We start from the raw sequence: 19,944 nt of genomic DNA, 5'->3' as shown, positions 1-19,944 counted from the left end.
AGTCGATACTCCCCCTCATGGACACACTGGACTTCAAGAAGCAGTACCGGGAGCTGTACGCCGCACGGCCGGCGCCGGTGCTGCTCACCGTGCCGGAGCTGCCCTACCTGATGATCGACGGGAAGGGTGATCCGGACGGCGCGGAGTACGCGGCCGCGGTCAGCGCCCTGTACTCGGTCGCCTACGGGATCCGCGGCCTGCTGAAATCCGCGGGGACGGTGATCTACTCGGTGCCACCGCTGTCCGGGCAGTGGGACGGCGGACCGACCGCGGACAGGTCCGATTGGACCTGGACCATGATGTTGCAGCAGCCCGCGCAGGCGGTGGACGTCGTGGACGAGGCATTCGCCGGTGTGCGCGGGAAGAAGCCCGAATTGCCCATCGATGAGGTGCGCTGGGAGCTCTTCGACGAGGGCGAGTGCGGCCAGATCCTGCACGTCGGCCCCTATGCCACCGAGCCGCCCACTCGGGATCGCCTGATGGAATTCCTTGCCGCGCAAGGCCGCACGATCCGGGGCAGGCATCATGAGATCTACCTGTCGGCGCCGGGTCGGGTCGCCCCGGAGAAGTTGAAGACTTTGATTCGTTACCCGGTTCGAGTCGGCTGATCCGGGCGGTCCCGTGCGAATTTTCGTGCACTATCGGGGTCGGTCCGCGCGAATCCTGCCGGTGGGCATCGGATAGTGCACGAAAATCTGGACTCGACCGCCCCACTACCGTCCGGAGCAGGGCGATTCTCGCTGGCTTCGCTGCCACCGGTCGGACAGTATGTGCTGATGCACTCCGAGGAAGAGCTGGATCGGATCGCTCAGGAGCAGGATCGGATCGCTCAGGAGCAGGATCGGTCCGCGACCTTCGAGTTGATTCGGGAGCTGACCGAATCGGGTGCCGCGGGGGCTGTTTCGAGCGACCTCGTCCAGACGCTCGCGCGGGTCGGTGACCCCCGCGCGGTTCCGGCGCTGGTCGCGATCGGGCGGGATCTCGGACAGCCGGACGTCGTGCGGGAGGCTGCCTTCGGGGTGCTCTCGGACGCGGCGTCGGTGCCGGGCAGCGCCGAGTTGCGCGAATGGTGGGCCGTCGGAGACGACCTCGTGCGCGCGTTCGTGCTGCGCGAGGCCACGCGCGCCGAGACGGATCTGATCGAACCCGTGGCTCGCGACCCGCAGCATCCGCTGTATCGGGACGCGCTGGTCGGACTGCAGTTCGGCTTCGAGGAACCGCGCTGGCAGGAGTGCAAGATCGCGGCACTGGACCATGCCGATCCCGCCGTGCGGCGGACCGCGGCGGACGCGCTGTGCTGGGACGAACCCGTTGCCGCCGAACCCGGTTTGCATCGCGCGGCCGCCGACGCAGACGAGGCCGTCGCGTGCGCGGCACTGGACACGCTGCGCTACTACCCCGGCCGTGCGACGCTGCGGCTGCTGCACGACATAGCGCAGGGCACCGGTGAGCGGGCGGAGATGGCCCGGGACGCCGAGCTCTACTTGCTCGGCGACTTCGAGCCCGAACGGGTGCGGCTCGCGGATTGGATGGCGCCGATCGCCGACCTGCTGGGAACGGGCGATGTCGCCGAGCCGGAACCGTGGTCTCCGGGGCCGTCCCCGGTCAAACCGGCTGCACCGCTGGCGTCGGAAATCATCGCCGTCTTCTCCGATCCCGACGGTTCGTGGGCGTCGCGAATCGCGATGCTGTTCGACCGCGATTGGAGCGCGATGCCCGCCGCCGATCGCCCGGCGCTGGCCGCCTTCCTTGCCGCCCACCCGGATCCGCAGGTGCGGACGCTGAGCTGCGGTCCGCTGTCGGACTGGCACGAGGCCGACCGCCTGCTCGAATTGGCCCACGATCCGAACCTGATAGTTCGCAAGTCGGCCGTCTACCACCTGCGAAACGTGCCCCCTTCCCGGGAGATCGCCGCGTTCACCTGGAACCTGGTGGAAAGCGGCGCGGTCGCGGGCACCGCCGGTTACGAGGCCCTGGCCACCTGCGCCGCCCACACCGCACCGGGCGAACTCGACGAGTGCCTGATCACGCTGGCGCGCAACGACCTTCGTGAAGGCATACGTGACGAGGCGATCTCGCTGCTCGGCGACCGCATAGAACCGCTGCTACCCCTGCTCACAGAGCCGCCACTATTGACCTGGGGAGTTCATTTCCGACTGGTGGACATCTGCCGAAAGTCCGGTCTGCGGATTCCCGGCGAACGAGAGTTGCGGAGCGTCGACAATCTGCATCTCGCGGCGGCGCTGGCTGGGTAGCGCGGTAGCGCTGGCGCGCGCCAGGCTGTGCGCTAAGACAAAGCCCGCCCTATCTCAATGTGGCAAAACCATTTTCGAGGTAGTCCGTGCGCCCCGAGTGCCGAGCCGCCCGCGCGGCGACCACCCGCCGGGCCAGCAGCGCCGGCAACCGCTCCACCGCCTCGTCCGCGTCGCACCAGGCCCAGCCGCGCAACTCGGCCTCCTGCAACACGATCGCCGCGCTCTGCTCCGGGTCCAGCACCCCGCCGTCGTACAGAAACATCACCCCGTCACTGGGATACCGCCCCGGCGGAACCCAATCCACCACCAGTAACCGCCCCATCGAAACCACCAGCCCCAGCTCTTCCCCCACCTCCCGAACCACCGCCGCCAACGGCGATTCGCCGGCCTCGACAACCCCTCCGGGCAACTCCCAGTGGTCCTTGTACGTGGGCTCGACGAGCAGCACCCGGTCCTCGGAGTCGACGAACACCGCCCCCGCCCCCATCCGCTTGCGCGGCAGCCCCGCGATGTACTCGCTCCGATCAGACTCCATGGGCCACAACACTATCCAGCCAACCCGCCGAACAAGGCGGTTACGGAACACCTACGCCTACACGCTCGCAACGGCAGTAATCCGCCAACCGTTGCAGCATCCCCTATTCGGGCAGGATGGCTACATGGATCAGGAGATATCGCGGCGCGGCGCCGACCTGCTGGCGAGTGACATCCGGTCAGCTCTGGGTTTCGAGGTACCCATCGACGAAACGATCCCCGAACGTCTGCTCAGACAACCTTTCCCACCGGCATGGTGGATCGAACTCACCGTCCCGGCTTTGGAAGTCATGATTGGTTGTACCCCTGTCGCGCACACCCCGAGCGGCGTGGCGTGCGAACTTGCCCGGCGCCTTCACGACGATGTCCTGGCCCGCAGCGGAAAGATCTGGCCTGCCGACCCCGAGGGTGGGGACCAGCCGTTGCTTCCCACCCGGGACGGATGGCAGGGGCCGGGCGGCCTGATACCGTACGGGCAGGTCAAGGCAGCGAAGGATCCTGATCCGAGCCTCGACGGCGTGGTCCGATGGTGGCTGCCCGACAGCTACGACGGCCTCATCGCCTGCCACTCCGGCGACCTGACGTTCACCCTCTGGGAATACCAGGGCGACGAACAACTCATCACGCCCGGCATGCCGGTGACATGGGTCATCGGCGAAGGCGGACACGGAAAGTACCGCAAGGCAGGCGTAGTCCGGCCGGCTCAGCCGTAATCGATCGGACCTGCCCTCCTGCTGCTGTCCGCCCCGAAGGTCTGGCGACGGCTACCCCGAGAAGAACCGGCCCCCGGATGATTCCGGGGGCCGGTTCGGTGGGAGTGCGGCGGGCGAGATTACTGCACGCGTTCCCAGCCCGGGCGGGTCTTGTGGGTGCCTATCGTGGCCTTGTCGCGGCTGCGGTAGACGATGTAGGGGCGGGTCAGGTAGCCGACGGGGGCCGAGAAGACGTGGACCAGGCGGCTGAAGGGCCAGAACGCGAACAGGGCGCAGGCCGACAGGGCGTGGAGCTGGAAGCCCAAGGGGGCGTTCACCATCAGTTCGGGCTCGGGGTTGAAGTAGAAGATCGAGCGGAACCACGGGGAGACGTCCGCGCGGTAGTTGTGAGGATTGCCGGTCAGATTGCCGTAGAGGGTCGCGCCCAGGCCGAGCGCCAAGGTCAGGCCCAGGAGCACGTACATGACCTTGTCGTTGCGGGTCGTGGCCGAGAACACCGGGCCGACCGTGCGGCGGCGGTAGATCAGGATCAGCAGCCCGGCCACGGTCGCGACGCCGGCCACGACGCCCAGGCTGTAGGACGCCAAATGATAGGTGTGCTCGCTGATCCCGACCTTCTCGGTCCAGGACTCGGGAATCACCAGGCCGATGACGTGGCCCAGGAACACGAACACGATGCCGTAGTGGAACAGCGGACTGCCCAGGCGCAGCAGCCGGTTCTCGTAGATCTGCGAGGACCTGGTCGTCCACCCGAACTTGTCGTAGCGGTAGCGCCAGATGAGCCCCACGACGCAGATGCCCAGGGCGGCGTACGGCACGCCCACCCACAGCAGCACGTCCTTCGCACTCAGTGTCATCGACGGCCTCCGATCACTTGCGGCATGTAGGTGGGTGGTGCGAAGGGCTCCAATCCGACGTCCTCGCCGGGCGGCCCGGCCGCGATCAGCCGATCCACGGCAGCCTGCTCGTCGCCGCGCAACGGCGACAGCGTTGCCGACACCGAATCGAGCGCCCCGGCCCACGGCGACTCGGCCTCACGCAACGCCCGGCGCATGACTTCGATTCCGGCCCTGTGCTCTTCGAGCAACTCCTGCCCGGGCGCCGGATGCGCCGACGCGAACTCCAGCACCACCGCCAGGTGATCGGAGAGCTCCCCGTCCTCGAGCAGCAGTCCCGATGCGCGATAGAGCTGCTTGAACCGCAGCAGTGCCATCCCGCGCTTACGCGTGTCCCCGTACAGAAACCAGGTCAGGTACGGGCTGAAGCGCTTGCGATGGTCGAAGGTGTCGACGAACTCGATCGCCAGCTCGACCGGATCGGTGTTCTCCAGATGATTCAGCAGCGGACGCAACGGCGCACCGATCGGCGCGGGCAGCGTCGCCGCCGCCCGGCGCAGCATCGGCAGCGAATCCCGCACGCTCTCATCCGGATACGCGAGCAGCAGCGATTGCACCTGGAACGCGCCGGCCCGCACGGATTCGGACAGCTTCACCGGCGATGCCTCCCGCCGTCGGTCTCGGGCATGAGCCCCTCCGGCGTCCCGCGACCGTCCCAGTTGAGCAGGTTCACCCGGCCGCTGCCCTCCACACCCGCGTACGAGTCCGCGGTCTGCCGATCCTGCAGCATCCGGAAGTTCTCCACCGCGATCGGCGTCGGGCTTCCCGAACTCTCGCCGAACGGCCCGGAGGTGATCATCCCCGGCCCGCCGTCGTAGTCCAGCGAGCAATCGGTGGCCAGCTCCTCGAGCCCGTGGGCCTGCTCGGCATGCGCGGACGGAATGACGTACCGCTCTTCATATTTGGCGATAGCGAGCAGCCGGTACATGTCGTACATCTCCTGCTCGGTCAGCCCGACCCGGGTGGCGATCTCCGGCCGGGACTCCCGTCCGAGATTGATGTCGCGCATATAGCTGCGCATGGCGGCGAGCTTGCGCAGCACATCGTTCACCGGCTCCGGATCACCCGCGGTGAACAGCTCGGCCAGGTACTCGACCGGAATCCGCAGCGCCTCGATGGCGGCGAAGAGGTTGCCGTGATCCTCGGCGTCGTGTCCGGTATCGCGCAGCGCGTCCACCACCGGCGACAGCGGCGGGATGTACCAGACCATCGGCACGGTGCGGTATTCCGGATGCAGCGGCAGCGCGACCCGGTACTTGCGGATCAGGGCGTAGACCGGCGAGTCCTGCGCCGCCTGCACCCAGTCGCGCGGCATTCCCGCCCGTTCGCAGGCCGCGATCACCTGCGGATCGAACGGATCCAGGAACGCGTCCCGCTGGGCCGCGTACAGATCCTTCTCGTCCGGGGTGGCCGCGACCTGCGCGACCGTGTCGGCGTCGTACAGCATGACGCCGATGTATCGCAGTCGCCCGACACAGGTTTCGGCGCACACCGTCGGCAACCCGACCTCGAGCCGCGGGAAACAGAACGTGCACTTCTCGGCCTTGCCCGTGCGGTGATTGAAGAACACCTTCTTGTACGGGCAGCCCGAGACGCACATGCGCCAGCCCCGGCACCGATCCTGATCGACCAGGACGATGCCGTCCTCCTCGCGCTTGTAGATCGCGCCCGACGGGCACGAGGCCGCGCACGCCGGGTTCAGGCAGTGCTCGCAGATGCGCGGCAGATAGAACATGAAGGTCTGATCGAACTCGAACTTCACCCTGTCCCCGACCTTCTTCAGGATCGGGTCCGATTGCGCGAGTTCGGGTGCGCCACCGAGATTGTCGTCCCAGTTGGCCGACCAGGTGATCTTCGTGTCCTTGCCGCTGATCAGCGACTTGGGCCGCGCCACCGGGGTGTTCTGCTGCACCGGCGCGGTCGTGAGCGTCTCGTAGTCGTAGGTCCACGGCTCGTAGTAATCGGCCAGCTCGGGCAGGATCGGATTGTCGAAGATGGTGAACAGCTTGTGCATTCGCCCGCCGCCGCGCAGCTTCAACCGGCCCTTGTGATCCAGGGCCCAGCCCCCGCGCCACTTGTCCTGATCCTCGTACGTGCGCGGATACCCCTGTCCCGGACGGGTTTCCACGTTGTTGAACCACACGTACTCCACGCCCGCGCGATTGGTCCAGGTCTGCTTGCAGGTGACCGAACAGGTGTGGCAGCCGATGCACTTGTCGAGATTCATCACCATTGCCATCTGGGCCATGGGCTTCATCGGTAGCGAACCTCCTGGCTGCGACGGCGGATGACCGTCACTTCGTCGCGCTGATTACCGGTCGGGCCGAGATAGTTGAACGCGAACGAGAGCTGGGCGTAGCCGCCGATGAGATGGGTCGGCTTGATCAGCAGGCGGGTCAGCGAATTGTGAATGCCGCCGCGCTTTCCGGAGGTCTCGGCCAGCGGCACGTCGATGAGCCGATCCTGCGCGTGATGCATGTACACCGTGCCCTCGGGCATGCGATGCGACACCACCGCGCGGGCCACGACCACGCCGTTGCGATTGACCGCCTCGATCCACTCGTTGTCCGCGATGGAGAGTTTGGCGGCGTCCAGGTTCGACATCCAGATGGTCGGACCACCGCGCGACAGGCTCAACATGAACAGGTTGTCCTGATACTCCGAGTGAATCGACCACTTGGAGTGCGGGGTCAGATAGCGCAGCGTCAAACCCTGCTCACCGTGGGAGCCCAGCGGCGGTTCGGCGAACAGCGCGGTCATGTTCAGCGGCGGCCGGTAGACCGGCAGTCCCTCGCCGACCTCCTGCATCCAATCGTGGTCGAGATAGAAGTGCTGGCGGCCGGTGAGCGTGTGCCAGGGCTTGTGCCGCTCCACGTTCAGCGTGAACGGCGAGTACCGCCGCCCGCCGCTCTCCGACCCCGACCACTCCGGGGAGGTGATGACCGGGACCGGCGCGCGCTGGGTATCGGCGAAAGTGACCTGCTTGCCTTCGTGCTCGGCGGCCAGATCCGCCAGCGCGGTGCCGGTGCGCTGTTCCAGGGTGCGGAATCCCTGGGTGGCCAGATGCCCGTTGGTGGTGCCCGAGAGCGCGAGAATCGCCTCGCAGGCGTCGATGTCGCGGGCGAGCGAGGGCCGCCCGTCGGCCGGTCCGCCGTGCACGATGCCGTTGTGCCTGCCCAGGTAATCGATCTCGCGCTCGACCCGGTAGGTGATGCCCTTGGTGGTCGCGCCGAGCTTGTCCAGCAGCGGGCCGATCGCGCGCATCTTCGCGTGCACCGCGGTGTAGTCGCGTTCCACCACCGTCAGGCGCGGCATGGTGACGCCCGGAATCGGTTCGCACTCACCGGCTTTCCAGTCCCGGACCACACCGTGCGGATTGGCCATCTGATCCGGGGTGTCGTGCAGCAGCGGGGTCGCGACCAGGTCCTTGCGCACGCCCAGGTGCCTGCGCGCCTGCTTGGAGAACTCCGCGCCGATGGTCATGAACGCGTCCCAGTCCGTGCGGGTCTGCCACGGCGGGGCGATGGCCGGGCTGAACGAGTGCACGAACGGATGCATGTCCGTGGAGGACAGATCATGCTTCTCGTACCAGGTCGCCGCCGGCAGCACCACGTCCGAGAACATGGTCGTGCTGGTCATGCGGAAATCCAGGGTCAGCAGCAGATCCAGCTTCCCGGTCGGCGCCTCGTCGCGCCAGCGCACCTCCGTGGGCCGCGACCCCAGGGGTGCTTCCTCGGCGCGCAGTGAGGAATCCGCGCCGAGCAGATGCTTGAGGAAGTACTCGTTGCCCTTGGCGGAGGAGCCCAGCAGGTTCGACCGCCAGATGGTGAGCACGCGCGGGAAGTTCTTCGGATCGTCCGGATCCTCGCACGCGAAGCCGAGCTCCCCCGATTTCAGCTGCGCCACAATGTGATCGGCGGGCTCGACCCCGGCCGCTTCGGCCTCGTCCACCAGATCCAGCGGATTGCGGTCGAAGGTAGGGAACGAGGGCATCCAGCCCATACGCGCGGTCTGGGCGAGCAGATCCGCGGTGGACTTGCCGGTGAATTTGCCCGCACCCGTCGTGGTCGTGAGGGCGTCGGCGCTGAACGGGTCGTAGCGGAACTGATCGGTGTGCAGGTACCAGTACGCGGTCTGGATCATCTGGCGCGGCGGGCGGGTCCAGTCCAGCGCGTTGGCGACCTGCGCCCAGCCGGTGACCGGTCGGCACTTCTCCTGCCCGACGTAATGTGCCCAGCCGCCGCCGTTCACGCCCTGGCACCCGGTGAGAGTGGTCAGCGCCAGGAACGTGCGGTAGATGGTGTCCGAGTGGAACCAGTGGTTGGTGCCCGCGCCGAGGATGATCATCGACCGGCCGCGCGATTCCGCTGCGTTGGTGGCGAATTCGCGCCCGATCCGGGCGGCGACCTCGGCCTTCACGCCCGTGATCGCCTCCTGCCAGGCGGGGGTGCCGGGCTGGGCGGCGTCGTCGTAACCGCTCGGCCACTCGCCCGGCAGACCCGGGCGGTGGACGCCGTACTGGGCCAGCATGAGGTCGAAGACCGTGGTCACCAGGTGGCCGCCGACGGTGCGCACCGGCACGCCGCGGGCGATCTCGGCGGCCGAGCCGTCACCGGTGTCGAAGCGCGGCAACGAGATCGGCACCGAATCCTGGCCGTCCATGCTCAGCAGCGGCTCGACGTCCTCGAGTTGCAGATTCCACTTCCCGGCGCCTTCTTCGCCGTAGCGGAAGCCCAGGGAACCGTTGGGCAGCGCGGGATTTCCCGCGCCGTCCAAGAAGATGGTCTTGAACGCGGCGTTGGCCTCGCCCGCGAATTCCGGCAGATCGGCCGCGGTGAGGAACTTGCCGGGGCGGTAGCCGTCTGCGGTCTGCTCGACCCGGATCAGGAACGGCAGATCGGTGTAGCGGCGCACGTACTGCTGGAAGTACTCGACCTGCTGCTCGATGAAGAACTCTCGCAACAGCACATGGCCCATCGCGAAGGCCAGCGCGCCGTCGGTACCCGGATGCGGGGCCACCCACTCATCGGCGAACTTGACGCTGTCGGCGTAGTCCGGGGCGATGGAGATGACCTTCTGCCCGCGGTAACGGGCCTCGGCCATCCAGTGCGCGTCCGGGGTGCGGGTCACCGGGACGTTCGAGCCCCACATGATGAGATAGCCCGCGTCCCACCAGTCTCCGGACTCGGGCACGTCGGTCTGATCGCCGAAAACCTGCGGCGAGGCCACGGGGAGATCGGCGTAGAAGTCGTAGAACGAGAGCATGGCCCCGCCGATGAGCGACATGAAGCGTGAGCCGGCGGCGAACGAGGTCATGGACATGGCCGGAATCGGGGAGAAGCCGGCGATGCGGTCGGGCCCGTACTGCTTCACCGTGTGCACGTGCGCCGCGGCGATCAGCTCGACGGCCTCGTCCCAGCTCGCGCGGACCAGCCCGCCGCGCCCGCGCACGCTCTTGTAGCGGCGCGAGAGTTCGGGGTCCGAGACGATCGACTGCCAGGCGAGTACGGGGTCACCGAACCGCTTCTTGGCTTCTCGGTACATTTCCAGCAACACGCCCCGGATATAGGGGTAGCGCACCCGGGTCGGCGAGTAGGTGTACCAGGAGAAGGCCGCGCCGCGCGGGCAGCCGCGGGGTTCGTACTCGGGGCGGTCCGGTCCCGTCGAGGGGTAATCGGTGGCCTGGGTTTCCCAGGTGATGATGCCGTCCTTGACGAAAACCTTCCACGAGCAGGAGCCGGTGCAGTTGACGCCGTGCGTCGAGCGCACCACCTTGTCGTGCGACCAGCGGTCGCGGTAGAAGTCGTCGGCCTCGCGCCCGCCGCGCAGGTACTCGCTGCGCAGGTCCGGTGACATCTCGGTGCGCGTGAAGAATCTCCTGGACTTGATGAGAGCCTCGGTTAGTTCGCCGTCCAGCGCATAACCGCTGTTCCGCGCCATCTGACCCGCCTTCCACGATGACCGGCGACGTCACCCGCCACACGATCGGCCATTCGAGCACACGAATAGCCGAAACCGTACCGGCAAACAGTCGGCAATCAGGGAATTAGAGCCCGACGGGCCTCGGCCGAGTGTCAGTTGGAGACCGGCTGGACCGCGTCGCGCTCCACGCGCGCGGCCGCCACCAACTCGCTGGCGCCGACCAGAACGGTCAGCAGGCCCACCGTCACCGCGAACGAGGTGTCGGACCGGAACGGCCCGACCGCGATGAACATGCCCGCCGCCGCGGTCGCCAGACCCACGGCCTCCTGTACGCCCGACCCGACGTATTCGTTCGACCACGCCGCGACGATCGCCAGCACGACACCCCGGATCATCCAGCCCATGCCGATCCACAAGGCCAGTAACAGCACCCATTGCCCGCTGTCGAAACACCAGATGGCCAGCAGCAGCGCCGCCGTGCCGCTGAGCCCCTCGAGCACCTTGAGCGCGGTCGGGAGCTGCGCGCCGAACGCCACGATGAATTGCGCGGCCGCGGATCCGAGCAGGATCAACGCGGCCAGCACGCCCATGGCGACTTCGGACTTGTTGGGCCACACCGCAAGTGCCGCCCCCGCGGCCATGGTGCAGATCCCACTGATGATCAGCGCTTGCCAAGCCCAGTCGGCAAACACCGCGGTACGCCCCTCGACCCGATTGGTGGGCATAGCTTCATGATATGACCGATTAGTCCAGTTGGTCGGAGGTCCGGGAATCCCGCACGTCGACGCGGAGTGCCGACGGCGTGTCGGGCCGCCGCTGCCCGGGGTCTCGAGGCCTCGCAAGTGGGGCACCTGATGAGCGCGGGAACGCGCATCCCGACGATGTGCCGGGGCAAGGGCATCAGCTTCATCGCTGAACTCCCCGCTCCGCCGGGATCGCCCGCGCCCCAGCAACTGCCTCACACCGGCGACGGCTGCGAAAAGTACACCGGCAGTTTCGATTCCGGCAGCTCATGATCAACTCCCCCGCCGGCGACGGAGCGGAACACTTTCCCGCGATCACGAGTTAGGCTCACCTAACCAGCTGCCGATGTGGGAGGTCCCTTGTCCGAATACGTTGCCGCTTTCGACCATCTGATCCACTGGGTCGATGACATCGACGCCGCCATGGCGTCCTACGACGCCCTCGGCCTGCCTACGCACGCGTCCCTGACCATGCCCGGGTTCCGCAACGCCGGCTGGACCGTCGACGACGAACGCTACGTCGAGCTGGCCACGGTGGACGACTGGGACGCGGTGGCGAGTTCGAAATACGCGCAAGCCCTGGAAATCCTGCGTCCGGCGGTGCAGGCCCTGCCCGGTCCGGGTTTGCTGACCTTCGCCGTCGACGTACCCGACGCCCGCGCCGTCGCCGCGCGCCTGCGCGCGGCCGGCCGCGAGGTCGACGAGGTCGAGGTGCGTTTCGAGGAAAGGAACGTAGGCTTCGTCGAGGTCTTCGTCCGCGACGCTCCCGCTCACTTCCCCTTCTTCATCACCTACGATCCGCCCCGCGCCGAGCTGGCCCGCATGCGCGCCGAATACCGTGCGGCCCAGGGTGTAACCGCCGGCAGCGGTCCCGACCTGTCGGCCCTGCTGGTGCGCAGCGCCGACCCCGAGTCCGAGGCCCGCCTGCTCGGCGCCCTCGTCGACTGTCCGGTCGACGGCGCAACGGTCGCGCTGCCCGGTGCCGAGGTGCGTTTCGAGCAGGGGGCGCCGACCGGTCTGTATGGCATAGCGGTGCGCGGACCCGGTAGCCCGGACCTGGTCTCCGAGGTGGCGGGAATGACGGTGGTCACCGAGAGCTAGCCGGGCGTCAGCGGGGTCAGTGCCTGCACAAGCAGATTGATCGCAGTCGCGTTGCCGTCCACGGTGATTCGTTCGCCCGCGACCGCCGCCGCGATGTCGAGGTCACCTCGGGTCAGGTCGATGATCGTGGCCAGGGTGGTGGTCAGGGTGGCGTCGGCGGGAGGTTCGGGGGTACCGGGGGTGACCGTCGCGTGGCCGTCGCGTAGCTCCAGGCGGGCGGTGGAGTCCTCGATGCGGAACTGGTAGGTGGCGTACTTGCCGGCTATGGACGACGGATCTATGAGGTCGGCGAGGAAGACCAGGGTCCATTCCGCGCGGTAGGTCTCGCCGGGTTCGCGGGTGTGCTCGAGCTGGTGACGCATGCCCCACATCGCCAGCGGCACAAGGGCCCGCGCGAGTTCGTGGCCGACGTCGGTGAGTTCGTAGACCTGCGAGGCCGCGGGCGGGGGCAGTTGGCGATGGGTGACGATGCCGTCCTGTTCGAGTTGTTTGACGCGGGTCGCGAGCAGGGTGGTGCCGATGCCCGGCAGTGCCGCGCCCAGGTCGGTGTAGCGCTTCGGACCGGACATCAGCTCGCGCACGACGAGCAGCGTCCAGCGCTCACCGACGAGATCGAGGCTGCGGGACAGGCCGCAGTACTGGCTGTAGGAACGCCGCGTCATGAGTCGACTCTAGCTTCACGTCTCATATACTCACAAAACAGGTAGCTCATACTCCAGAATCATATGCTACGGTCGGCGGCATACGTTCCAACCGAGGAGATACCGTGCACGTCGAACTCGCCGAATCCACTGTGCTCGAATCGATTACGGACAGCTCCCTCGCCGGCGTGCGCCACCGCTACGCGATGATCGACGGACTGCGCATCCACTACGCGGAAGCCGGATCGGGTGACCCGCTGATCCTCCTGCACGGCTGGCCGCAGCACTGGTGGGAATGGCGGCACCTCATCGGGCCGCTCGCGCAGCGCTATCGGGTGATCTGCCCGGACGTGCGCGGGCTCGGCTGGTCCGAGGGAGACGGGACGGGGTACAGCTTCGAACGGCTCGCTCGCGACGTCGTGGATCTGATGGACGCCCTGGACATTCCGCGCGCACGGCTCGTCGGACGTGATTGGGGGCTCGTGACCGGCTACCGGGCATGCCTGAACTGGCCGGAACGATTCGAGCGGTTCGTCGCCATGGCGGGGATCCATCCCTGGTGTCTCGACGGCATCTCCGCACCCGTCCTCTACCGGCCCTGGCACATCTACGTCCTTGCGGCCCTGGGCAATTCCACCCCGCTCTACCGCGGCCTCACCGCGCGCTGCCTGCGCGCCTGGCGACACGAAGGCCACTTCACGCCGCGGGAAACCGAGATCTATCTGCGCCCCATGCGCGGTCCCGCCGCCCGGACCGCCACGATCGCGTTCAACCGCAACGTCATTCGCCGCGAGATCCCCGAGTTCGCCCGCCACTACCGGCTGCTCCGCCTGCGCGTCCCCACCCTGCACCTGAACGGCGCGAACGACCCGCTCAGCGAAGCCGTTCCACCCTCGTATCGCGACTACGCCGACGACATGACCCTCGAACTCGTCCCCGACTGCGGGCACTTCATCCCGGAGGAACAGCCCGCCTGGCTCCTCGACCGCCTGACCGCTTTCTTCGCCCCACCCGCCGGTCCACGAGAATGAGGACATGGGGAGCGGACGAGAACTGCGCGATACCTTCGACACCGCGGCGGCGCTGTATCGATCGGCCAGGCCGGAATATCCGGAGCGGCTGTTCGACGACCTGATCGCGGCGACCGAGTTGGGTGCTGCGACAAGGCTGTTGGAGATCGGGTGCGGACCGGGTATCGCGACCGTCCCGATGGCTCGGCGGGGGTACGCGATCACCGCGGTCGAGCTGGGGCCGGCGCTGGCGGAGGTGGCCCGGGACCGGCTGGCCGCGTTTCCCTCCGTCGAGGTGATCACCGCGCCGTTCGAGCAGTGGGATCCCGGTGATCGACGAGCATTCGATCTGGTCTATTGCGCCACCGCGTGGAAGTGGATCGACCCCGCCGTGCGATACCGGCGCGCGGCCGACCTGCTCGGAGCCGGTGGGCATCTCGCCGTCTGGTCCGCGGGGCATGCCTTTCCGCCGGACTTCGATCCGTTCTTCACCGAGATCCAGCGGGTCTACCTCGATATCGGGGAGCCGGATCTGCCCTGGCCTCCCCCGCTGCACCAGGCCGACTCCACCGCGGCGGAGATGGCGGAATCCGGGCTGTTCGATGTCACCCTCGTGCGCCCGTACCTGTGGTCCGTGACCTATACCGCGGACACGTACCTCGCACTGCTGAACACCTTTTCGAATCACATCGCGATGCAGACCGACAAACGCGATCACCTCTACGGCGAGGTTCGGCGGTTGCTGGCGAACCGTGCCGACGGAACCCTGGTCCGGCATTGGGGAGCGACCCTCACGATCGGCCGGCGACGGTCGACCGCGGGGTGACCGCTCATCGAGTGTCGGTGCGGTCCACGGCCTCTCCGTAGGCGTGGGCGGAAGTATCACAGGCCGCGATGAAATCGCCGGGGAAGCCGAGGGTGAAGGCGGACGCCGCCTCCAGGGTCGCAACGGCGTCCGCGGGTAGCGTCAGGGCCGTCGCCGCGAGATTCGTCTCCAGCTGGGCCGCGTTGCTCACCCCGATGATGGGCAGCACCGCGCGCGAGTGGTGCCGGGTCCAGGCTATGGCGACATGCGCCGGGAGCACGCCCAATTCGGCGGCGACCCGGGTCACGGCGTCCGCGGTGGCCCGCTCGTGGCCGGTCAGTTCAGCGGGATTCGAGCGATTTCCAGCGACACCGGTCAGCTTTCCCTGCGCCAGCGGAGCCCAAGCGGTGACCGAGAGCCCGAACGCCTCCGCCATGGGCAGCAACTCGCGCTCGATGTCGCGCTGCAGCAGGTTGTAGGGAACCTGCAGACCCGCGAACTCGGTCCAGCCGCGCAGATCGGCGAGCGTATTGGCCTGGGCCACAACCCAGGCGGGCGCGTCGGAAATGCCGATGTGCAGGACCTTGCCCGCGCGGACCATGTCGTCCAGCGCCCGCAGGGTCTCCTGGATGGGCGTGCGCCTATCCCAGACGTGCACCCAGTACACGTCGAGATAGTCCGTCCGCAGCCGGCGCAGACTCTGTTCGAGCGAGGCCACCAGGTTCTTGCGATGGTTGCCGCCCGCATTGGGGTCGGCGGCGTCGCGGGTCAGCGTGTACTTGCTGCCCAGAACGAACCGGTCACGACCCTCGATGGTCGCGCCGAGCACCTCCTCGCTCATGCCGTAGGCCGAGGCGGTGTCGATGAAGTTCCCGCCCGCCTCGGCGAAAACCTCCAGCACCCGGCGCGTTTCGGCCTCCTCGCGCAGCGCCATCGTGCCCAGGACCAGCTCGGACACCCGCAACCCGGTCCTGCCGAAAAGTCGATATCGCATCATGGCAAGCAGTCTGCGTCAGCTCGACGGCGGTAGGGAGGCCGGGCCACTACCACCCTCGACCGCCGCGCGAACCCGCCGGTTGCGGTGCGGCCTGCGCCGCGCATACGTGCGCGCGGTCAACGATGACCCCAGACCGTGCAGCACCACGCTGCCCGACACGGTCAGCACCATGACCGTCAGCGCGAGATTCGCGTCGTCCTCGTCGCGCAGCTGATTGAACGCCAGCAGCGCGAACACGATCGAGGTCGTGCCGCGCGGACCCAGCCCGCCGATGAGCAGACTCTCGATCCACGTGAGCCGGGAACCGATGAGCGACAACAGCACCGGCACGATCCGGATCACCGTCAGCACGGCCGCGCTGAACAGCCACAGCCGCCAATCCCCCACCTCGCCCAGGATGTACACCGCGACCGCGCCGAACGCGAACCACATCACGATGGTGAGCAGGAAGCCGACGTCGTCGATGAGCTCGAGTTCACGCAGGTGCTGTTCGCGCTTGCGGAAGCGGTGCATGGCCAGCCCGCAGACGAACGCGGCCACGAACCCGTTGCCGCCGATCTGGGTGGAGAGCGCGTAGGTCAGCAGCGGCGCCGCGACCAGAATCATCCGTTTGGCCTGCGAACTCATGAGATTCGCGCTGTCGGACCGATTACTCAGCCCCGCCAGCACCGCGCCGACCAGCACACCGACCGCGATCGCCTCGAGCGCTGCGGGCAGCGCGGTGCCCAGCGCCCCGGCGGGCGACTGCTGCTGGGTGACGTCACCGGCCACGATGAGCGCGAAAATGATGATGGGCGAGACGATTCCGTCGTTGTATCCGCTCTCCACGTTCAGGATGTCGCGCACCCGCGTCGGCAGGCGGCTGTCCCGCAGAATCGCCGTGGCCGGCGCGAAGTCGATGGGCACCACCACGCAGGCGACGACCAGCCATGTCGCCCAGCCGAACTGCGGCAGCACCAGCCATCCGAGCCCGACGGCTGCCGCCAGGCTCAACGGCATGGCGATGAACAACAACCGCAGCGCCGCACCCGGATTGCGCCCCAGCAGCCCGCCGCGCACCTCGACAGCGTCCACGAACAACAGCACCGCGAGCACGATCTCCGCGGTATGCAGCGCCACATCGGTATTGAGCGCGGTACCGATGCTGTCGCGGGTGCTCAGCCCCACCAGCGCCCCGGCGGCCACGACCACCACCGCGGGGCTGACGCGCCACGCGTCCAGCTTCGCGGCGAGCAGCGCCCACACAACAATGGTGACCGTCACGGCCAAGATCGAAGCAACCATTCGGCTATCTTGTCAGGAGCAGGGCGCACCCGCACGACGGCTACGACCCGGCACGCCGTCCACCGGAAGGGCCGTGGCTGACACCGCGATAGGTCGCCGCGGCATCGGATGAGTCCGCGCCCCGAATCATCGACGAGATCCGCGAACCGGCCGATCAGCCTGCCGGGCTCGATCAGGTCGAGACCGCCACCCTGACCAGCGGACTGACGGAACATCGCGAAGATCGCCGAGAGCTACGCGGGCACGATCCGGTCGACCGCGCCCGGCAACGACAGGGCCAGGGCCTCGTCCAGCCAGGACAGCGCGGTCGCCGAGGTGATCGGATCGCCGAGCAACTCGCCGGTCACACTCCAGTAGCGATCGACCCGCGCGCCGGACCCGCCGATGTGCAACTGCCGCCGCAACTCCGGGGTGTCCCGCTCCCCGCGGGCCCGCGCGTGCGCGTCCACGAAGCGATCCAGTTCGGCGCCCGGGCGGGGCGGAACACCCTCGGCGAGTCTCGAGCCCACCTCCAGGCACGCCTCCGCGACGCCGACCAGCAGACCGCGCCGATCCCGGACGCGGAATGGATCCCGCCGCCACAGCTGCTGTTTCAGCAGCAGCCGCACCGCCGGATCGGTCACCGCCGCAACGAGTTCGGCGAAGCCCACGAGCTGACCCGGGCTCGGCTCACCGGGCAACATCGGCACATTCATGGTGACGAACGCGTCGAGCAGATCCGGCGGCAGGGCGCTGAGCGCACCGTGCCAGAACATCACCAGGGTGTCCTGCGCGACCGTGCGATCGGCGACGCCCGCGAGCAGTTCCAGACGGGCCGCGCGGTCGTCCGGATCCGAGTCCCGCACCGCCAGCAGCGCGGCGCGCCGCCACGCGAGGGCCTCGACTTCGATATCGAGCGCGGCCCGCTCGGCATCCACCACCTCGCCGATCGATCGCTCACCGCCGAGCACCTCGGTGATCGCGGCCAACCCCAGCCCCAGCGCCCGCAGCCGCCGAATCAGCAGCAGGCGATCCACCGCGACCGCGGCGTCGAAGGTGCGATGCCCGCCGCCCGTGCGCTCGAACGCGAGAAGTCCGGTGTCGCAATAGAACCGGATCGTGCGCACCGGCACGCCCGTCGCCTCGGACAGCTCGCCGATCGGCGAGCGGCGCGTCTGCCGGCCGACCGTCACTTGAACCTCCACCCCGGTGGAGTTTCTACGGTACCGGCACCCGACAGAGCAGGAGCCGTCCCATGACCAGCCAGCCGACCCCCACCGCCGACCAGATCTGGTGCGCCGTAGCCGAAGAACGCGCGGCGCTGCTCGCACTGCTCGAACCGCTGCCCGAGACCGCGTGGGACACCCGCAGCCTGTGCGCCGACTGGCGCGTCCGCGACGTGGTCGCCCACCTGATCCTGAGCTCCGAAGTCCGGCTCCCCCGGCTGCTGCGCGAGCTGATCCGCGCCCGCGGCGACATCCACGGGCTGATCCGCGACAGTTCCATCGCGCACGCCGAACAGCACTCGGCCACCGAACTACTCGCCCAGCTGCGCGAGTCCGTCCCCGTGCGATTCACCCCGTTCGGCACCGGGCCCATCGACCGGCTCATGGACCTCGTCGTCCACGCACAGGACATCGCGATTCCCCTGGGCATCGATCACCCCGTGCCCGCGTTCGCGGGCCGGCTGGCACTCGAACACGTGTGGGGCATGCGCGATTTCCGGGCGCAGCGGCGCTTCCGGGGCCGCCGCCTGATGGCGACGGACCTGGATTGGGCCGCGGGCTCCGGTGCCGTCACCGAAGCCCGGGCCGTCGAACTGCTCATGCTGATAACCGGTCGAACCACCGGCTAGCGGCGAACCACCGGATCAGCGCAGTTTGCGCAGGAATTCGCGCAGATCGGTGATCAGCAGATCCGGGGTCTCCATCGACGGGAAGTGGCCACCGCGCTCGAACTCCGACCATCGCACGACGGTGTTCTGCTTCTCGGCGATACCCCGCACGGTGCCGTTGCCGGGGAACACCGCCACCGCCGTCGGCACGCCGGAGTTCGGCAGGTCCGCACCCCACTGCTGCGATTCCTTGTACAGGCGCATCGAGGAGCCGATCGTGTTGGTGAACCACAGCACCGAGATGTTGGTCAGCAGCATGTCCCGGTCGATGGCCTCGTCCGGCGTCGATGCGTCCGGGTTCACATAGGTATTCACCACGTCCAGCACCCAGGCCAGCAGACCCGCCGGCGAATCCGCGACCGCCGGAGCGAGGGTCTGCGGCCGGGTCGAATGTATGCCCGCGTATCCCGAGGTGTCCTGGCTGCTCCAATCCGACAGCGCCGCGAGCTTCTCCTGATCGGCGGCGCTGTACCCGGAGCCGTCCTCGTCCCACGCCGGGATGGTGATGGGGTCGTTGAGATGCACCCCGACCACGCGTTCGGCATCGATGCGGCCGAGGTTCGGGGCGACGAAGGATCCGGCGTCCCCGCCCTGCGCGGCATAGCGGTCGTACCCGAGTTCGGCCATGAGCGCGGCGATCAGCTCGGCACTGCGTTCGGTGCTCGCCTGCCCCGGCTGCCGCGTGGGACCGGAGAAGCCGAATCCGGGCAGCGTCGGAATCACCAGGTGGAAGGCGTCTTCGGGATCACCGCCGTGCGCGCGCGGGTCGGTCAGCGGTCCGATAACCTCGGTGAAATCGGCGAACGGCCACCCGTGAATCAAGACCAGCGGCAGCGCGTTCGGCTCCGGCGAGCGCACGTGCAGATAGTGCAGGCGCTGCCCGTCGATCTCGGTGACGAACTGCGGATACCGATTCCACGCGGCCTCGTGCGCCCGCCAGTCGTATTCGGTGCGCCAGTACTCGGCGAGCTCGCGCACGTACGCGGTCGGAATGCCGTACGACCAGTCCACGCCCGGCAGCTCGTCGGGCCAGCGGGTGTTGCCCAGGCGAGCGTGCAGATCCTCGAGCTGAGCGGCGGAAACATCGATCTGGAAGGGCTCGGAATTCGTCATGCTTCAACGGTAGAACCCGGTTAGGCCAGCCTCTGTCCTAAGAAAATGGCAACCTGG

General features: G+C 68.0%; 19 protein-coding genes. 8 read left to right on the top strand and 11 right to left on the bottom strand.

The genetic code is table 11. The features are described 5' to 3' along the window. Positions 1-17: 17 nt before the first annotated feature. A complete protein-coding gene (locus ABZ319_RS13820) occupies positions 18-608 on the top strand; it encodes a GyrI-like domain-containing protein (RefSeq protein WP_354986730.1) in 591 nt (196 codons plus the stop codon). A 168-nt stretch (positions 609-776) separates the two neighbouring features. Next, positions 777-2,255, top strand: a complete 1,479-nt coding sequence (locus tag ABZ319_RS13815; protein ID WP_354986729.1) for a hypothetical protein — start codon at positions 777-779, stop codon at positions 2,253-2,255. Positions 2,256-2,304: 49 nt separating this feature from the next. Here the strand turns inward: ABZ319_RS13815 and ABZ319_RS13810 are convergent, their stop codons facing one another. Beyond that, entirely contained in the window at positions 2,305-2,790 is a 486-nt protein-coding gene (locus ABZ319_RS13810; RefSeq protein ID WP_354986728.1) for an NUDIX hydrolase, read from the bottom strand. 124 nt (positions 2,791-2,914) lie between these two features. Here ABZ319_RS13810 and ABZ319_RS13805 point away from each other — a divergent pair, with 124 nt between their 5' ends. Further along, a complete protein-coding gene (locus tag ABZ319_RS13805; protein WP_354986727.1) occupies positions 2,915-3,502 on the top strand; it encodes a hypothetical protein in 588 nt (195 codons plus the stop codon). Between the two features lie 119 nt (positions 3,503-3,621). On the opposite strand, the gene narI is transcribed toward ABZ319_RS13805, so the two are convergent. From narI to ABZ319_RS13780, 5 genes are all read right to left on the bottom strand, one after another. Continuing rightward, positions 3,622-4,353, bottom strand: coding sequence for a respiratory nitrate reductase subunit gamma (gene narI, locus ABZ319_RS13800; protein WP_354986760.1), 732 nt, complete (start codon positions 4,351-4,353; stop codon positions 3,622-3,624). A gap of 2 nt (positions 4,354-4,355) precedes the next feature. After that, positions 4,356-4,994 (bottom strand): nitrate reductase molybdenum cofactor assembly chaperone, encoded by a 639-nt coding sequence (gene narJ, locus ABZ319_RS13795; protein WP_354986726.1) that lies wholly within the window; start codon positions 4,992-4,994, stop codon positions 4,356-4,358. Beyond that, the gene (gene narH, locus ABZ319_RS13790; RefSeq protein ID WP_354986725.1) at positions 4,991-6,655 is read right to left on the bottom strand and encodes a nitrate reductase subunit beta; all 1,665 of its coding nucleotides are present in this window, start codon (positions 6,653-6,655) and stop codon (positions 4,991-4,993) included. The genes narJ and narH overlap by 4 nt, the downstream gene beginning before the upstream one ends. After that, positions 6,652-10,338: a nitrate reductase subunit alpha gene (locus ABZ319_RS13785; protein ID WP_354986724.1), complete on the bottom strand. Its 3,687-nt coding sequence runs from the start codon at positions 10,336-10,338 to the stop codon at positions 6,652-6,654. Before ABZ319_RS13785 ends, narH begins: the two co-directional genes overlap by 4 nt. Positions 10,339-10,472: 134 nt before the next feature. Beyond that, positions 10,473-11,045 (bottom strand): DUF308 domain-containing protein, encoded by a 573-nt coding sequence (locus tag ABZ319_RS13780; protein ID WP_354986723.1) that lies wholly within the window; start codon positions 11,043-11,045, stop codon positions 10,473-10,475. Positions 11,046-11,174: 129 nt separating this feature from the next. Between ABZ319_RS13780 and ABZ319_RS13775 the strand changes: the two genes are divergently transcribed. Both ABZ319_RS13775 and ABZ319_RS13770 read left to right on the top strand, forming a co-directional pair. Continuing rightward, positions 11,175-11,336 carry a hypothetical protein gene (locus tag ABZ319_RS13775; protein ID WP_354986722.1) on the top strand — a complete coding sequence of 54 codons (162 nt, stop codon included), beginning with the start codon at positions 11,175-11,177 and terminating at the stop codon, positions 11,334-11,336. A gap of 87 nt (positions 11,337-11,423) precedes the next feature. Next, positions 11,424-12,164 carry a VOC family protein gene (locus tag ABZ319_RS13770; RefSeq protein WP_354986721.1) on the top strand — a complete coding sequence of 247 codons (741 nt, stop codon included), beginning with the start codon at positions 11,424-11,426 and terminating at the stop codon, positions 12,162-12,164. Here the strand turns inward: ABZ319_RS13770 and ABZ319_RS13765 are convergent. After that, positions 12,161-12,826, bottom strand: a complete 666-nt coding sequence (locus tag ABZ319_RS13765; RefSeq protein WP_354986720.1) for a winged helix-turn-helix transcriptional regulator — start codon at positions 12,824-12,826, stop codon at positions 12,161-12,163. The genes ABZ319_RS13770 and ABZ319_RS13765 overlap by 4 nt on opposite strands. A gap of 104 nt (positions 12,827-12,930) precedes the next feature. Here ABZ319_RS13765 and ABZ319_RS13760 point away from each other — a divergent pair, with 104 nt between their 5' ends. After that, entirely contained in the window at positions 12,931-13,836 is a 906-nt protein-coding gene (locus tag ABZ319_RS13760; protein WP_354986719.1) for an alpha/beta hydrolase, read from the top strand. 4 nt (positions 13,837-13,840) lie between these two features. Then, complete coding sequence (locus tag ABZ319_RS13755; protein WP_354986718.1) at positions 13,841-14,641, top strand: class I SAM-dependent methyltransferase; 801 nt, start codon at positions 13,841-13,843, stop codon at positions 14,639-14,641. 4 nt (positions 14,642-14,645) lie between these two features. Here ABZ319_RS13755 and ABZ319_RS13750 read toward each other — a convergent pair whose 3' ends face one another. The 3 genes from ABZ319_RS13750 to ABZ319_RS13740 form a co-directional block, all read right to left on the bottom strand. Then, on the bottom strand, positions 14,646-15,617 hold the full coding sequence (locus ABZ319_RS13750; protein ID WP_354986717.1) for an aldo/keto reductase: 972 nt from the start codon (positions 15,615-15,617) through the stop codon (positions 14,646-14,648). 15 nt (positions 15,618-15,632) lie between these two features. Further along, the gene (locus ABZ319_RS13745) at positions 15,633-16,901 is read right to left on the bottom strand and encodes a cation:proton antiporter (RefSeq protein ID WP_354986716.1); all 1,269 of its coding nucleotides are present in this window, start codon (positions 16,899-16,901) and stop codon (positions 15,633-15,635) included. 233 nt (positions 16,902-17,134) lie between these two features. Continuing rightward, positions 17,135-18,085: a MerR family transcriptional regulator gene (locus tag ABZ319_RS13740; RefSeq protein ID WP_354986715.1), complete on the bottom strand. Its 951-nt coding sequence runs from the start codon at positions 18,083-18,085 to the stop codon at positions 17,135-17,137. Between the two features lie 50 nt (positions 18,086-18,135). Between ABZ319_RS13740 and ABZ319_RS13735 the strand changes: the two genes are divergently transcribed. Beyond that, complete coding sequence (locus ABZ319_RS13735; protein WP_354986714.1) at positions 18,136-18,735, top strand: maleylpyruvate isomerase family mycothiol-dependent enzyme; 600 nt, start codon at positions 18,136-18,138, stop codon at positions 18,733-18,735. Between the two features lie 15 nt (positions 18,736-18,750). On the opposite strand, the gene ABZ319_RS13730 is transcribed toward ABZ319_RS13735, so the two are convergent. Continuing rightward, positions 18,751-19,887: an epoxide hydrolase family protein gene (locus tag ABZ319_RS13730; RefSeq protein ID WP_354986713.1), complete on the bottom strand. Its 1,137-nt coding sequence runs from the start codon at positions 19,885-19,887 to the stop codon at positions 18,751-18,753. Between the last annotated feature and the right edge of the window lie 57 nt (positions 19,888-19,944).

The sequence above is a fragment of the Nocardia sp. NPDC005978 genome (assembly GCF_040614455.1).
Lineage (GTDB): Bacteria > Actinomycetota > Actinomycetes > Mycobacteriales > Mycobacteriaceae > Nocardia.
This window is presented reverse-complemented; position numbering and strand designations above follow the sequence as displayed.